This window comes from Roseibium album, assembly GCF_965233825.1.
Classification (GTDB): domain Bacteria; phylum Pseudomonadota; class Alphaproteobacteria; order Rhizobiales; family Stappiaceae; genus Roseibium; species Roseibium album.
In genome coordinates this window covers 841377-857323 of record NZ_OZ247583.1, presented here as the reverse complement: position 1 = coordinate 857323, position 15947 = coordinate 841377, and the positions used below count along the sequence as shown (strand labels likewise).

15 protein-coding genes are annotated in these 15947 nt (G+C 57.9%); 2 read left to right on the top strand and 13 right to left on the bottom strand.

All coding sequences use genetic code 11. The annotated features are described in order from the left end of the window. Positions 1–48: 48 nt before the first annotated feature. The 4 genes from ACO6TI_RS03965 to gabT form a co-directional block, all read right to left on the bottom strand. Positions 49–825 carry an SDR family oxidoreductase gene (locus ACO6TI_RS03965; RefSeq protein WP_055115033.1) on the bottom strand — a complete coding sequence of 259 codons (777 nt, stop codon included), beginning with the start codon at positions 823–825 and terminating at the stop codon, positions 49–51. Then, positions 822–1808 (bottom strand): D-erythronate dehydrogenase, encoded by a 987-nt coding sequence (denD, locus tag ACO6TI_RS03960; RefSeq protein WP_104703275.1) that lies wholly within the window; start codon positions 1806–1808, stop codon positions 822–824. The genes ACO6TI_RS03965 and denD overlap by 4 nt, the downstream gene beginning before the upstream one ends. Before the next feature lie 287 nt (positions 1809–2095). Next, the gene (locus ACO6TI_RS03955) at positions 2096–3496 is read right to left on the bottom strand and encodes an NAD-dependent succinate-semialdehyde dehydrogenase (RefSeq protein WP_209012406.1); all 1401 of its coding nucleotides are present in this window, start codon (positions 3494–3496) and stop codon (positions 2096–2098) included. Positions 3497–3545: 49 nt separating this feature from the next. Further along, a complete protein-coding gene (gene gabT / locus ACO6TI_RS03950; protein WP_196900207.1) occupies positions 3546–4835 on the bottom strand; it encodes a 4-aminobutyrate--2-oxoglutarate transaminase in 1290 nt (429 codons plus the stop codon). Between the two features lie 119 nt (positions 4836–4954). Between gabT and ACO6TI_RS03945 the strand changes: the two genes are divergently transcribed. Continuing rightward, positions 4955–5908, top strand: coding sequence for a LysR substrate-binding domain-containing protein (locus ACO6TI_RS03945; protein ID WP_422384398.1), 954 nt, complete (start codon positions 4955–4957; stop codon positions 5906–5908). Between the two features lie 138 nt (positions 5909–6046). On the opposite strand, the gene ACO6TI_RS03940 is transcribed toward ACO6TI_RS03945, so the two are convergent. The 9 genes from ACO6TI_RS03940 to torT are packed head-to-tail and all read right to left on the bottom strand — an operon-like array spanning position 6047 to position 14590. Next, positions 6047–6640, bottom strand: a complete 594-nt coding sequence (locus ACO6TI_RS03940; RefSeq protein ID WP_422384397.1) for a biotin transporter BioY — start codon at positions 6638–6640, stop codon at positions 6047–6049. A 25-nt stretch (positions 6641–6665) separates the two neighbouring features. Then, complete coding sequence (locus ACO6TI_RS03935) at positions 6666–7640, bottom strand: biotin-dependent carboxyltransferase family protein (RefSeq protein ID WP_422384396.1); 975 nt, start codon at positions 7638–7640, stop codon at positions 6666–6668. Next, entirely contained in the window at positions 7630–8505 is an 876-nt protein-coding gene (locus ACO6TI_RS03930; RefSeq protein ID WP_422384395.1) for a 5-oxoprolinase subunit B family protein, read from the bottom strand. The genes ACO6TI_RS03935 and ACO6TI_RS03930 overlap by 11 nt, the downstream gene beginning before the upstream one ends. A gap of 10 nt (positions 8506–8515) precedes the next feature. After that, positions 8516–9886, bottom strand: coding sequence for an acetyl-CoA carboxylase biotin carboxylase subunit (locus tag ACO6TI_RS03925; RefSeq protein ID WP_029062781.1), 1371 nt, complete (start codon positions 9884–9886; stop codon positions 8516–8518). An 11-nt stretch (positions 9887–9897) separates the two neighbouring features. After that, complete coding sequence (locus tag ACO6TI_RS03920; protein WP_173937339.1) at positions 9898–10140, bottom strand: acetyl-CoA carboxylase; 243 nt, start codon at positions 10138–10140, stop codon at positions 9898–9900. Between the two features lie 40 nt (positions 10141–10180). After that, positions 10181–10912 carry a LamB/YcsF family protein gene (locus ACO6TI_RS03915; RefSeq protein ID WP_055115022.1) on the bottom strand — a complete coding sequence of 244 codons (732 nt, stop codon included), beginning with the start codon at positions 10910–10912 and terminating at the stop codon, positions 10181–10183. 10 nt (positions 10913–10922) lie between these two features. Further along, entirely contained in the window at positions 10923–11951 is a 1029-nt protein-coding gene (locus ACO6TI_RS03910; protein ID WP_055115020.1) for an ABC transporter permease, read from the bottom strand. Continuing rightward, positions 11952–13514, bottom strand: coding sequence for a sugar ABC transporter ATP-binding protein (locus ACO6TI_RS03905; protein ID WP_082442499.1), 1563 nt, complete (start codon positions 13512–13514; stop codon positions 11952–11954). Between the two features lie 2 nt (positions 13515–13516). After that, entirely contained in the window at positions 13517–14590 is a 1074-nt protein-coding gene (gene torT, locus ACO6TI_RS03900; RefSeq protein ID WP_055115018.1) for a TMAO reductase system periplasmic protein TorT, read from the bottom strand. Positions 14591–14931: 341 nt separating this feature from the next. Here torT and ACO6TI_RS03895 point away from each other — a divergent pair, with 341 nt between their 5' ends. Further along, on the top strand, positions 14932–15879 hold the full coding sequence (locus ACO6TI_RS03895) for a LysR family transcriptional regulator (RefSeq protein ID WP_104703281.1): 948 nt from the start codon (positions 14932–14934) through the stop codon (positions 15877–15879). Positions 15880–15947: the final 68 nt, after the last annotated feature.

The window sequence follows — 15947 nt, the reverse complement described above, 5'->3', positions numbered from 1 at the left end:
TGCCGGAAATTCATCGGCGCAACAGCTTGCCCCCCGCCTGTCCTTGGCTTATCCCCGGCCGACAAATGGCATTTTCGTCGCCATGACGGTCAGGGTCAGAATATTGGCGTCGAGCGGCAACCCGGCCATGTAGACGACGGCGTCCGCGACGTGGGCCGGGCTGATGGTCGGCTCCGGCGCCAATTCGCCATTCGCCTGCGGTACGCCACCGCTCATCCTGGCCGTCATGTCGCTTGCCGCATTGCCGATATCGATCTGGCCGCAGGCTATGTCGAAGGCCCGTCCGTCAAGCGCCGTCGATTTCGTCAAGCCGGTAATTGCATGTTTGGTTGCCGTATAGGGTGCCGAATTCGGCCTTGGAGTGGTTGCCGAAATCGAGCCGTTGTTGATGATCCGGCCACCCTTCGGATCCTGTGCCTTCATCAAACGAAACGCCTGCTGCGTACACAGGAACGCTCCTGTGAGATTGGCTGCGACAACATTGGACCATTCCTGAAAGCTGATGTCTTCCAGGGGAACCGGTGAATTGCCGATCCCGGCATTGTTCACCAGCAGATCAAGCCGCCCGAACTCATCGGCCAAATTTGCAAACAGGGTTTTGACGGATGTCTCATCCCCGACATCACACGACAGCCAGGAGACCTTGTTCCCGGTCTCGGTAGAAAGTTCCTCAGCAGTTGCGGCAAGAACCGCTTCGCGGCGCCCGGTGATGACAACATGCCAGCCGGCGGAGCTGAGAGCCCGTGCAACCGACTTGCCGACGCCGGTTCCGCCACCGGTGACAAGAGCGATTTTGCCGGACGTGCTGTTTGTGGTTTCGGTCATGCGGATGCACCTTCAAGTTCGTCTTCAATGTGAATTCTGATGATGTCGTCGAAACTCGTCTCTGCCTCGAAACCAAGTTCGCTTGCCCGTCTGGCGTCGAAATTCCGGGGCCATCCGGCTACGATCCTGCCAATCTCCGGATCGGGTTCATGGCGAATGAGATTGACCGCCTTTTCGCCTGCGACCCGCTTGAGGGCCTCGATCTGTTCTCCGACGAGTGCCGACAGACCCGGCATCGTGAGCGCACGACGGGATCCGAGCAGGGAGGTATCCATGCGCGCCGCATGGGCGAAAAATCCAACCGCTGCACGCGGACTTGCAAACCAGTGGCGAACCTCCTCGCCGACCGGCAGGACCGCTTCCTTGCCGACTAGCGGTTCACGCAGAATGTTCGAGAAAAATCCCGAAGCCGCCTTGTTGGGTTTTCCTGGCCGGACGCAGATCGTTGGAAGGCGAAGGCCGATCCCGTCGAACACGCCTTTTCGGGTATAGTCGGACAACAGCAGCTCACAAATTGCCTTTTGGGTCCCGTAGCTCGTCAGGGGCGTTGTAAAGAATTCATCGCCGATTTTCTCCGGAAATGGCTGGCCGAACACGGCGATCGACGACGCAAAAACAACGCGCGGAAAGTAGGGGTTCTGAATTCCCTCCTGGCGAATTGCTTCGAAAATCTCGCGGCTTCCATCCAAATTGATTGCGTATCCCTTGTCGAAATCAACTTCGGCTTCTCCAGAAACGACCGCTGCCAGGTGAAGAATGAGGTCCGGCCTACCTGCTATCAGTTTCTCTGCTTCGCCGCGTATTGCCAGATCAAGCGTCAAGGCGGATGCCTTTGACTGAAACGCCGGGGGCACCTGAGGCGCGACGATATCGACGAGTGTCAGTCGGGTGACCTCGGCACCGAAGAGATCAGGCTCCCTGGCAAGCCTGGCCACAAGTTTCCGGCCCACCATTCCGGCCGCGCCGGTCATGAGTACGTGCATCTGCTGCGTTGCTCCTCCGCATCTTCGTGTCTGAACCTGTCGGGAAGGTCGGTTTTCGAGTTCCGGTCCAAGACTATAGATACTTGACCAAAATGTCGTGGCGCTGTTTCGCAGATTTGTCCAGACCAAGTCCGGGTTGCGAACGCGATTTCACGGCGCTATCCCGCGCCCTTGCAGATTGACTGCGTCGAATCAGGAGCAAACGACTGGCGGCACCTCTTTTCAAAGCGGGTTGTCTGACGGGGTTTGCGCGATGGTGTAACATCCCGGGCATCAATGCCACGGCATCACAAACCCGCGATGCAACCGTATTTCAGTTCGGTGAATTCATCGATGCCATGTCGGGAGCCTTCGCGCGAATTGCCGCTTTGCTTTACGCCGCCAAAGGGCGCCAGCTCTGTTGAGATGATACCTGTGTTGACACCTACCATGCCATATTCCAGCTGTTCCATGACCCGGAAAACGCGGCCGAGATCGCGTGTATAGACATAGGCCGCGAGGCCGGTTTCCGTTTCGTTGGCTGCGGCAATCACTTCGTCTTCCGTACCAAACCTGAAGACGGCTGCGACCGGGCCGAAGGTCTCTTCGCGGGCAAGTGTCATATCACCTGTTGCACCTGTCATGAGAGTGGGCTGGAAAAAGGTCCGGCCGAGACTGTGCCGCTGGCCGCCAACAACGACCCTTGCGCCCTTTGCAAGGGCATCGGCTATATGATCTTCCACCTTCAACACGGCGTTTTCGGTGATGAGTGGCCCCTGTGTGACGTCTTTCTCAAAACCGTCTCCGACACTCAAACAGGCAACTTCACGGGCAAGGCGATCGACAAACCGGTCGTGTATTCCGGCCTGGGCGTAGATCCGGTTGGTGCAGACGCAGGTCTGGCCCATGTTGCGAAACTTCGATGCCATCGCACCTTCGACCGCGGCGTCGAGATCGGCATCGTCAAAGACGATGAACGGGGCGTTGCCACCAAGTTCCAATGCGACCTTCTTCACGGTGGTGGCGGACTGTGCCATGAGGAGCTTGCCGACAGCTGTCGACCCGGTAAAGCCGACAAGCCGGACCTTCGGATGACTTGTCAAAACCCTGCCGATTTCCACCGCATTGCCGGTCAGAACGTTGATGCCGCCCACGGGGAAGCCGGCCCGGTGTGCCAGTTCGACAAGCGCAAGGGCGGTCAACGGGGTCTCGGGAGCCGGTTTGACGACAACGGTGCAACCCGCAGCAAGAGCGGGTGCAATCTTGCGGGTGATCATTGCCGCAGGGAAATTCCAGGGCGTGATGGCGGCAACAACTCCGATTGGCTGGCGAAAGACCGTGATCCTGGCGTCTGCCCGGTGCGCGGGCAGGATTTCACCTGAAATACGCTTGGCTTCCTCGGCATAATACTCGACATAGGATGCCGCATAGTCGATCTCGCCGAGCGCTTCCGCATAGGGCTTGCCCTGTTCCGCCGTCAGGATGGTTGCAAGGTCTTCCCGATTGGCCATGAGAAGTTCGAACCAGTGCCTGAGCACGCTGCCGCGATCCTTTGCCGTTCTTGATGCCCAGGGCCGAAAAGCCGCCCCAGCGGCTTCAACCGCTGTTTCCGTTTCTCTGGCACCGTAATCCGGTACTGCAGCAATCCGTTGGCCATTTGCCGGGTTGATCACGGGTAGACAGGGATGACCGGTAAACTGACCATTCATGTAGGCCTGTTGTTTTAGAAGACCTGAGTCATTCAAGTTCAACAAGGGTTCAATCCTCCGTCTCGAGGGCTGTTTTCAGCGCCCCTTCCAAAATGTCGAGACCTTCATCGAGAATGTCGTCGGTTATTGTCAGCGGATTGAGGATGCGAATGGTATTGCCGAAAACACCGCAGGACAGAAGTACCAGACCGGCATCGAGTGCTGCCTGCGTGACGCGTTTTGCCGCGACGGCATCGGGTTCCTGCCCATCTTCCTTGCGGACAATATCGAATGCGACCATTGCTCCCGGGCCGCGGAGTGCTGCGATGGGGACGCTGTCGTTGCGTTTCGCAATCTCCTGAAGCCGGGTCTTGATGCGCGTACCCACGGTATTGGCCCGTTCGACCAGTTTTTCTTCTGCAATGACATCCATGACCGCCAGCGCCGCTGCGCAGGAGACCGGGTTTCCGGCATAGGTCCCGCCCAGACCGCCCGGTTCAGCTGCCTCCATGATATCGGCACGCCCGATAACCCCGGAGAGCGGGAAGCCGCCTGCCATGGATTTGGCAACCGTCATGATGTCGGGTGAAATGCCGCTATGCTCGACGCCGAACATCTTGCCGGTTCGCGCAAAACCGGTCTGTATTTCGTCGGCGATCAGGACGATACCGGCCCGGCTGCAGATCCCGCGCAGCTTGGTGAGCAGATCAACAGGCGCCGGATGGAAACCGCCTTCCCCCTGAACCGGTTCAATGATGATCGCGGCGGTGTTGTCAGGTCCGATATCTGTTCGAAAGAGTGTGTCCAGAGCCTTCAGCGAGTCTTCGGTGCTGGTCCCGTGTTGGGGAACCGGGAATGGAACGTGATAGATCCCGGGCGGAGAGATTCCGAACCCGGTCTTGTAGGGAGAGACTTTGCCGGTAAGGGCCGTGGTCATGGCCGTGCGGCCGTGAAATCCTCCCGAAAAGGCGATGACACCGGGCCGTCCCGTGGCCGCTCGTGCAATCTTGACCGCATTTTCGACGGCTTCCGCACCGGTTGAAAACAGGACCGCTTTCGCGTTTTTGATCGGAGCAAGCTGTACCAGGCGTTCACAGACTTCGACATAGGGCGCATAGGGCAAGATCTGGAATGCCGTATGGGTGTAACTGTCGAGTTGCTGCCTGACTGCTTCCATGATCCGCGGGTGACGGTGACCCGTGTTCAGAACGGCAATGCCTCCGGCAAAGTCAATGAGCCGATTACCTTCCACATCCCAGATTTCAGCGTTTTCCGCCCGGCTGACGAATGTCGGATAGGCCGTGGCGATCCCGCGCGGAACAGCAGCGCGCCTGCGGTGTTGCAAGATTTCATTGTTCACGTTTTTACCCTTTGAGCTGGCAAAGTCGCGTGAACGCTAACGGTTATTCCGAGGCTTAATGTAGCAGTTTGATTATGATACTGTGGTGCACCTGATGTACCACTATCTGCGATCATTCGATGCCAAAACCAAGTCATTCAGGAAATGCCGGCGGCCGGCATTTCGATCCGGCACGGCCACTTGCAGGCCGGTTGCCGCCGCTTCACATGTTGCGTGCCTTCGAAGCAGCCGGCCGCACCGGCAGCATGCGCAAGGCTGCGGAAGATATCGGCATAAGCCACACAGTTGTCAGCCGGCATATTCAGAACCTGGAGGCATGGTTTGGCCGGAAGCTGGTCTCTGCAGGGCCACGTGGAATTACGTTGACCACCGAGGGCTCCACGCTTTTTGCGGCGGCGACAGACGCCTTTCAAGATATCGCCCGTGTGTCGGCCCAGCTGCGTTCGAAAGCAGGAGCGGACGAACTGGTCATCTGGTGCGTTCCGGGTCTGGCAACCCGCTGCCTCACACCCAAGCTGGATCGGATCCGTCAAGCAATCCTGCACGGTGATGTTCTGCTGCGTGCGATTGACCGAATCCCCGACTTTGCCGGTGGAGAAGCCGACCTGATGATCGGGTTTTCGGATGCCAATCGACTGCCCGAAGGCGCGACTCCATTGATGCAACCGCGCATGTTTCCAGTCGCAAGTCCAATTTGGCTAAAGAAGAACGGTCACCCGGGTTCGTTGACAGACCTGACGCGCCTGCCGCTGATTCACGAGGATTCCTACGAACAATGGACAAGCTGGTTCCGGCACGCCGGGGTGGATTTCAATCATGCTCTGAGCGGATCAAGGTTATGGGACGCGAGCCTCGGATTTGACGCGGCGCTCGCGGGTCAGGGCGTTGCTCTTACGAGCAATCTTCTGGCATCAGAGGAAATCGCAAAAGGCCGGTTGGTCGAGCTCTTCCAAACCGATATCAAGGTTGGCGGCTACTTTCTCCTGATGCGGCCCGCAGTTGCCAATGATGAACGAATTCAACGGTTTCAAACATGGTTGAAGCATATGCTTGGCACGTATGAGTATGTTTGAACGTGTGATCATGCGTGTGCCAGATGATTGCAGGGCGTCCGGGTCTGATACCTGATTGCGGACTGCAAGACGAGAAAGGGAGCGGATTTGTGATCCGCTCCCTTTCTCCGGACTTTCCGGGAATGCAGGAAAGGTCAGTCAGGACTGCCGGGAACCGATTATCTTCCAGATCATGGGCAAGAGTGCAGCGGCCAGCAGCATCTTGGAGGCGTCGCCGAACAGGAAAGGGGTTATGCCCCAATCCAGCACCGGCTTGTCCCAGCCGACGACCGTACCGAGCCACAGCAGGCCGGGCACGTAGATTACGACGTTGCCGACGATCATGGCAATTGCGGTCGTGAAGACATTGCGGTCGAAACCCCGTTCGGCGAGATAGCCGACGACAGCTGCGGCCAGCACGAAGCCGAGCAGATAACCACCGGTCGGGCCTATCATGTAGGCCAGCCCGATTCCCTTTTCCGGGGTGCCGGCAAAGACCGGCAATCCGGCAAGGCCCTGCAAGAGATAAAGACCGACGGTCGCAGCGCCGAGCCGCGCACCGAAGCCCATGCCGATCGCCAGAACGACGAAGGTCTGCATGGTTATGGGAACGGGATAAAACGGCACCTGGATCTTAGCCGAAACCCAGAGCGCCATACTTCCCAGGACCGCAAGCGCCAGAGTGCGCAGCCCTGGATGGTTGCTTTGCCAGAGCATGTCGGCAAGCGTGGCATGTTTCTGCGTGCTGATCATTGCGAATTCCTTGTTTCGGTTCTGCTCAGGCAAGGGCCTGACGCATGTTTTCAATCGCTGCGGCCCGTTCGCGGCGTGCTGACAGTGCCGTGTGCATGTTCACTTTCACGAACCGGGTTTCCGTATGGGGTTGAAGTTGTCCGATCAGGTCCATATCGGCTGAAATCACGGTGCCAACCATGAAGTACCCGCCACCGGAAACCGCGTCGCGGTGCAGGATGATCGGCTCGGTGCCGCTTGGTATCTGTATGGAACCGTAGGGATAGCAGGCATCGGTGATGTTGGAGGGGTCGGATCCCGCACCGAAGGGCGGTTCCCTGTCGACAAATTCGATCGGAGCGCCGCCCTGGAAGCGGTAACCCATGCGATCGGCCTCGGAGGCGACCTTCCAGGTATCCTGGAAAAACCGGTCGAGCGACCGTTCGCTGACGCGGTGAGCATAGAGCCCGGGCAAGACCCGCAGCTCCGCCGGTTTGTCCGGGCCGCGCCTCAGGTTTGCCGGAACTGTCGTTCCTTCCGAGACTGTCACGGAGGCATTTCCGACGGGCAGTACATCGCCCGGTTGAATGGCCCTGCCGTTCACGCCGCCGAGCGCACCGATTGCATAGGTCGACCGGCTGCCGAGATTGGCGGGCGTGTCTATGCCGCCGGCGACAGCAATGTAGGCCCTGGCTCCGGCGCGCAGATAGTCAAAGGACAGGACCTGTCCCTTTTTGACCTTGAGCGTCGTCCAGGTGTCCCGAACCTCGCCGTCAATCTTCGGCGGAAGTTCGGCGCCGGTAATGGCGATCAGCGTGTCCTCGGTGAACTCGAGCTCGGGACCCATGAACACGGCCTCGAGGCATGCAGCTCCCTCGTCATTGCCGACGAGCATGTTTGCGGCCCGTAGGGCAAGCCTGTCCATGGCACCGCCGATCGGAATGCCGAGGTGGTAGTAGCCCGGACGGCCGAGGTCCTGGACCGTTGTTGCAAGTCCAGCAGATTTTACATTAACCGGCATTGAGAACCTCCAGAAGCTTGGCGTTGGTGCCATCGATGTCCCGGTTGAAATCGTCCAGTGAAAAGACGACTTCGCGAATACGTGGACTGAACGTGTTCGCCTCGACCTCCTTCAGGTTCCTTTCGTATTCTTCCCGGGTGATCGGTTTCCATTTCACGATGTCGCCGGGTTTGAAGAAGACGAGGAAGTCCTTCAGGTAATTGACCTTTTGTTCCGGGTCGTAAATCGGCATGGGCGTGATGCCGAACATCTGGTAGCCGCCGGCGCCGCGGACTGAGTAAATGCAGGAAAAACAGCCGCCGTACCCCACCGTCAGCCTGGGCGTGTCGGTTCGTGGGCGCAAATATTTCGGCACCTGGATCTGCCGCTTCCGATCGACCATCTGATAGAGGAACGGCAAGCCGGAGACGAAGCCGACCATGGAGACAAACCATGGCGAGGCGGAATGGGCCTGGATGAAATCCGTAACAGTGTCGTACCCGTTGATCCGCGCGGCATATTCGATATCCGTCGCCTCCGGGTCCTGATGCCTTTCGCGAAACCTCATCAGCGTCTCATGTGTCCACGGGTCCTGGTAATAGACCGGAATTTCGATGATGCGCGTGTTGAGAACCGCTTCTTCCTTGTCAGCGATTTCTTCCATTCGCTTCAACTCGGACATGAGATCATCCGGATGGATCAGATCCGGGTCGAACTTGATCTGAAACGATGCATTGGCGGGGCAGATCTCGGTCACGCCCCTGATATCGGCGTTCCTGACGGCATTGGTCATCGAGAGAGCCTTGAAGAATGCCTCCAGGGACATTTCCTCGTTGACTTCCACGAAGATATGCTCGTCGCCTCCGAATGTGTATCTCGAGCTCATCTGGATCTCCCTACTGGCTTGAGAGTTTGTCTGAATTTGCCTCGAGCCAGGGCTCCAGCCATTTCGTATGAACGTCGCCGGACAGAACATCCGGCGCCTCCGCGAGCGCCTTGAAGAGCGGCGCCGTGGTCTTGAGGCCGTCCAGCCCGAGCTCGCAGATTGCCCGTTTCAGGCGGATGATGGCTTTCTCGCGAGAGTCGGCGCTGACGATCAGCTTGCCCAGCAACGAGTCATAAAAAGGCGGGATCTGATAGCCCTGATAAAGCATGTGATCGAAGCGCACCCCGGGTCCGCCGGGGATGCGCAGATCACCGACAACTCCCGGGAAGGGCATGAAATTCGCGGCAGGATCCTCCGCATTGATGCGCACTTCGATCGCATGGCCACGATAGGTGACGTCTTCCTGCCGGACCGACAGGGGCTGGCCTCCGGCCACGGCGATCATTTCTGCCAGCAGGTCGATGCCGGTAATGCTCTCCGTGACCGGGTGTTCGACCTGGATCCTGGTGTTCATTTCGATGAAGTAGTAGTCGCCGCTGGCATCGTCGTAGAGGTATTCGATCGTGCCGGCACCCTTGTACCTGACGGCCGCCGCGAGGGCGACGGCGGATGCACACAGCCTCTCGCGGACGTCGGACGAGAGTGCGGCCGACGGAGCTTCTTCCCAGACCTTCTGGCGCCGCCGCTGCAGGGAACACTCACGTTCGTAGCAATGAATGAAGTTTTCTCCGTCACCGAGAATCTGGACCTCGATGTGTCTTGCGCGTTCGATCACCTTTTCAAGGTAAAGCCCACCGTCACCGAATGCCGCCTCTGCTTCGGAAGACGCCTGCGGTGCCAGCGCCATGAATTCCCCGGCACTGTTCGCGATCCGGATGCCCCGGCCACCGCCACCGGCCGTCGCCTTGATCATCACGGGAAAGCCGATGTTTTCCGCAAGTCTGCAGGCCTCGTTCAGATCGTCTATCACACCCTGGCTGCCGGGGACGGTCGGGACGCCGGCCTCCGTTGCTGCCTGGCGGGCGGACGCCTTGTCTCCCATGCGACGGATGACATCACCGGACGGGCCGACAAATGTTATGCCCGCCGCAGCGACCGCATCCGCGAATTCCGCGTTTTCGGCCAGAAATCCGTAGCCCGGGTGAATGGCATCTGCACCCGTTTCCCTGGCGGCCTTCAAAACCGCATCAATATCGAGGTAGGACTTTTTTGCTGCCGGCGGGCCGATTTCGACGGCCTCATCGGCCATTTGCACAGCAAGCGACGTTTCATCGGCAGAGCTGTAAACCTGGACTGTTTTCAGCCCGAGTTCCTTCGCTGCGCGAATGATCCGCACTGCGATTTCACCGCGATTTGCAATGAGTATCTTGGACAGGGACATGGAAGCTCCGATCACCCTTCGATTTCCGCGAGAACCTGACCGGGCATGATGGCGTCTTCATTTTCCACCTTGAACGCCCGGATGGTGCCGTCCGCATCGGAAATGACTTCGTGGAATGATTTCATCACCTCGATCAGGCCAATGACGTCTCCCTTGGAAACCGCGTCGCCCTCTTCCTTGTAGTTGGGATCGGAAGGTGCGGGTTTGCGGTAGAACACACCCGGCAGCATTGCCCTGACTTCGTGGATTGCCATGATTGAGATTCCCTCTTGCCTTGTTCGGTCAGCCGACTGATCAAGCGGCCTCGATGTAGTCTTCAAGCGCCGATCGGACGGCCTTTGCGATATCCACCACGTTGGGTGTGTCGGAATGAATGCAGATTGTTTTCGCGGTAACCGGTACATCCTCTCCGGTAACACTCGTGACCTTGCCTTCGGTGACAGCGCGCAGTGCCTTCTGGCCGACCGACTGGGGATCGAGCACGGGATGTTCCCGCGTGATCAGCAGCTTGCCGTTTTGATCGTAGTCAAGATCTGCAAAGAATTCGGCGACAAACTCCAGACCTCGTGCAGTGTAGATCTCCTCGTGAAGCGTGCCGCTCAAGCCGAAGACAGGGACCGCGTAGGCGTGACAGGCATCGCAGATTGCATGGGCGATGTGTTCTTCCCGGGCCGCCATTCCGTAAAGCGCACCGTGCGGCTTCATGTGGCAGAGCTGAATTCCCGCCGCGTCCAGAAAACCTTTCAGCGCGCCGATCTGGTAGAGAATGATGTTTGCCATCTCCTCGCGATCGATCTTCATCTCGCGCCGGCCGAAACCAGGCAGGTCCGGCAAGGAAAAATGTGCCCCGACCTTGACGCCGTGACGGGCGCAGAGTTCGACGGTTCTGCGGATGTGGTTCGGGTCCGAGCCGTGGAATCCGCAGGCGATATTTGCTTCGGTGATGTAGGGCATGATGGCTTCATCGTTGCCCATCTTGTAGATGCCGAAGCTCTCTCCCATGTCGCAATTTATATTTGTCTGCATGTTCTGGCTCTTAGTCTTTGAGGGATGCAACGTAGCGCAAGCGGATCTGGTCGGCGATGACTGCAAGGATCAGCAATCCTCCGAGGACCACCGTCTGCAGGTAGGATTCAATGCGCGCAAGGTTCATGCCGTTCTGGACCAATCCGATGAAGAGAGCTCCCAGAATGACGTTTTCCAGACGACCCACACCACCGCGCAAACTGACGCCGGCGATCACACAGGCGGCAATCGATTCGAGCGGCATGGACGCTCCGATATTGGCTTCTCCCGTATCCAGCCGGGCCGTCAGCAGCATGCCGGCGACTGATGCCATGGCAGCGCACATGATGTATGTCCAAAGCAGTGTTGCCCTGGTGTTGATGCCTGAAAGTCCTGCCGCCTTGGCGTTTCCGCCGACGGCATAGATGTATCGCCCGAACGGGGTGCGGTAGAGATAGACGAACAGCAGGACGGCAAGCAGGGCGGCGACATAGATCGGAGTGTGGATCCCAAGGAAGGATCCGAAACCGAATACATCCCCGAAAGCCTGCGGCATGCCGTAGACCGGTGTTCCGCCCGTCAGAAACAGGGCAATGCCGAAGCCGACGGATGTCATGCCGAGCGACATCATGAAAGGTGAGACGCCGAAAAATGCGACACCAATACCGTTGCACAAACCGATCATGGTTCCTGCGACGATGCCGGCGAAGCAACCGATAAAGATAGCCAGCCAGACAGCGTCAGGCATCGCGGCATAAGCGGCTGCCATCGCCATCGCACCGACGACGGAGGTCAACGCAAGTGTGGTTCCAACAGACAGATCGAAACCGCCGGTCAGCAGAGCGAGCATCTGCCCCATCGACACGATGGTCAGAAAGACCGATTGCCTCAGGACGTTCAGCAGATTTCGACCGGTCAGGAAATTGTCGGACAGGATCGTGAACACGACAACGGCAATCACAAGCAGAAACGGAAGGATCCCCAATCTGACGAACACCTTCTTCGGCAGATCCGCCAGTGTGCTTGTACCCGCTGCGGAGCTTTCGGATGAGACGGTCATTCAAACCTCTTCTCGTTCAAAGAAATGGGCCAGGACATTGGCTTCCGTGATGTCGTCACCGGCGAGTTCGGCCTGGATCTCGCCGCGATAGAAGACGTAAGTCCGATTGGTCAGGTGAAGGATTTCGGGAAGGTCGGACGAAATCAGCAAAATGGCCGCTCCGTTCTCGCTGAGCTCGGCAATAAACTGGTAGATGGCCGCACGTGTGCCGACATCGACGCCGACGGTCGGCTCATCGAAGACAATCAGATCGAACTCGCGGGTAAGGCTGCGTGCAAGCATCAACTTCTGCTGGTTGCCGCCGGAAAACTGTCCAGCGAGGCGCTCGATACGGCGCGGAGACAGGTTCAGCCGGTCGGCGAGTTCGGATGCGACACGGTTCTCAGCACGGGTGTTCAGGAACAAGCCTGCCGATAGCGGTGCGTTGGTCAACGAGGCGAGACTGATGTTCTCTCGCGCAGGCCGCATCATCATCAGCCCGTCGGACCGGCGGTCCGATGGCAGATACATGAAACCGCGCTTGAGCATGTCCCGGGTTTTCGGTTTGCCGACGTCCTGTCCCTTGAAACGGATCCTGCCGCTTTCTATCGGGTAAGAGCCGAAACTGGCCTGGGCGAATTTTGATTTTCCGGAGCCAACCAGCCCCGCAAATCCGACGATTTCACCTCGGCGGACAAAGGCTGACGCGCCGTTTAGCCCACCGGAGCCAGGCGTGTGCAGGTTATCGACTTCCAGTATCGTTTCGCCCGGATTGTAGTTCACTTTCGGAAATATCTGCCCGACAACGCGGCCGGTCATCAGTTCCACAAGGCGATCTTCGCTGGTCGTGGCGGCATCGACCGTGTCGATGAACCTGCCATCGCGCAAAATGGTGATCCTGTCTCCGATTTCGCGGATTTCCGCCATGCGGTGGGTAATGTAGATGATGCCGACACCGCGTTTCCTGAGTTTGGCGACCAGTTTGAACAACTGTTCGGTCTCATGGTTTGTCAGCGACGCGGTCGGCTCGTCGAGAATGAGAACCGACGGATCCGTGCGGAAAGCCTTGGCAATCTCGACCATCTGCTGTTCCGCACGCGTGAGGTGATCGACACGGCGGCCAGGCTTCAAATGAAAATCGAGGTTTTTCAGAATCTCCTCGGCTTTTGCCTTCTGTTCCCGCGGCCGAAGAAACCCGCCCTGTGTCGGTTCGGCACCCAGGAACATGTTCTCGGCAACGGTCATCTGCGGAATGAGCGAGAATTCCTGAAAGACCGCGCTGATGCCCAGTTCCCTTGCTTCATGAACGCTGCCGAGGTGCACCTCTTTGCCGTCGAACAGGATCTTGCCGCTGGTGGGATGATTTGCACCCGCCAGCATCGAGATCAACGTCGACTTGCCGGCACCGTTTTCACCGAAGAGTATGTGGACCTCACCGCTGCGCAGATCGAAATTCATTTCGTTGAGGGCGCGGATACCGGGATAGTCCTTGGTCAGGCTTTCGGTCCTGAGGAGCGGGTGCGCGCTGGTGCGCGCACCCTCCCCAACCTCCTGGACCACTGCATCCGAGGCTTGAGAGACCATTGTCAATCGACCCGGAAAACCGGTTTGAAGCCATCCGGCGCAAGGGTGGAGGACGCATCGAACTCACCCAGATTGCCCTGATGCACCACGTAAAGGGCCGGGCCGACATGCTTTTCATAGGGTTCGCCTTCCAGCGCACGCACGGCAATATCGACAGCGATGCGGCCCTGAAGGACTGTTGAGTCGGTCGGTGCGGCGAGAATCTGGCCGCGTTTCAAACCTTGCGCGACGCCGGGCGTGAAGTAGTAGGACGCGACCTTGATCTGGTCCGTCAGGCCACGCGAGCGCAGGATCGGCACGGCGACTTCGGCCGTGACAGCAGTTCCGACGACGTAGGCGAGATCGGGATGTGCCTCGAGCGTGTCTTCAACAAGCTTGGCCTGTACTTCCTTGCCGGTGTCACCGTACTTGGTTTCCACTAGCTCGATGTCGCTGCCTTCGACGGCCTTTGCAAAACCTGCATTGCCGGCTTCCACCCATCCTGCTCCGGAGGGGCCAGGGAACCACGCAACCTTTGCCTTGCCGGAGCCGGCCGGGTGCAGCTTGGCAAGGTATTCCCCTGTTTTCGCGCCCATTTCACCGAAAGAGACAAGAGATTTCGCGGTGATTTCCTTGGAAGAAATTCCATTGATCACGTCAATGACTGGGATGTCCTTGGAGCGGATTTCCTGAATAAGATTGTTGAGGCCGTCTGCGGAAATCGCACCGATGATCACGGCATCGGCACCGGCGGAGACACAATCCTCAATCTGGGAAATCTGCTTGTTGAGTTCGGTATATCCACCCGCCTCGACGACTTGCATCTTGACGCCCAGCCGTTTGGCTTCTTCCGTCACGCCATAATCCACGCCCAGCCAGTATGCGTCTTTCATATGCGGAAAGGAGACACATACTTCCCAGGGTTTGGAGGCCTTGTCGAGCGGCACATAGGTGAAGTCCCGCCTTGGGCTGTCCATGTCGAAGGCCGGTTCCCAGACCTGAACCGGAACCGGGAACCAGTTTGCGGCCGACGCGGCCGTCACGGCTGCGAACGATATCGCCGTCGAGGCCAACAGGCCTACCAGAGTTCTTTTCATGAGTTCTCGTTCCCCTTGGATTCAAACGTTTACGGGTTTGATTTCATCGATCCGGCGGACCCTGCCGCGGGTCTTCTGCTGCGGACGGCTTGATATTGAGGAGCGCAAGCAATATTGTAAAATATGATTTTAAACATAATAATATCGAAAATTCAGATAATATAAGTTTGAGCGATCGACATTCCGCAGAGTGTCGGTTCGCCTGTTTCAACTATTAAAGCAATGAAAGATCTGACTTTATGCACTCAATGCGATTGAACTTGAGCGGTAAGCGCAATCTGGGCGTGAAATGGGTTTTTATCGAAATTCAGAAAAATAGATAAACAGAATCGGAAAATCAGATGGAGCCGTCTCTTCGACAAATTCGCTATTTCCTCGCCGCCGCCAATGCAGGTCAGATTTCCAGGGCAGCAATGGACCTGAATGTCTCCCAGTCGGCGATCACGACTGCTATCAAGTCCCTTGAGGACCTTATCGGGGCAAGGTTGTTTGAACGTCATGCGGGCGGCGTGTCACTGACTTATGAAGGCAATCTCTTTCTGGAACATGCCCGCCATATCATTGAATCGGTCGAAGAGGCCGTCAGGATCCCGCGCCGTATCCGCGATGATGTGAAAGGGTCGATCAACCTGGCGCTCAGCTATACGATTTCCGGCTATTTCTTCCCTCCGTTTCTCGCGCGTTTCTCACGTGCTTTTCCCAACGTGAAAATCAATCTGTCAGAGGCCGACCGCCCGACAATCGAGGAAGGCCTGGTTACGAACGGCTTCGACCTGTCGGTCATGCTGACATCGAATATCGTCAATCACGAAGAGTTGGCACACGACACTCTCTGGCGGTCCCGTCGGCGGCTTTGGGTCGACGCACATCACAAATATCTACAGAAACCCTCGGTCTCACTGCAGGACGTGGCCGAGGAACCCTACATCATGCTGACAGTTGACGAGGCCAGCAACACGGCGCAGCGCTATTGGAACCGCACGCCTTACAGGCCGAATACAATTTTCCGGACATCCTCGGTGGAAGCCGTGCGCAGCATGGTGGCCAACGGGATGGGTGTCTCCATCCTGTCGGACATGGTGCACCGGCCCTGGAGCCTGGAAGGACGGCGCGTTGAAGTGATCGAGGTTTCGGATGAAATTCCGACGATGGATGTTGGCCTCGTCTGGCACAACGGCCGCAGTTACAGCGAGGCAACAAAGGCCTTTATCGACTTCATGCATCTTGGAATGGGAACCGATCAATCGCATAACTTTGCCGGCACGGAAATCCGGGCACCCGTGGTCTGAGGCCGGATGGCAATCGACAGAAGGGGTTTGACGCCCCGCGTCGACACTGACAGCACCGCGGTGACCGT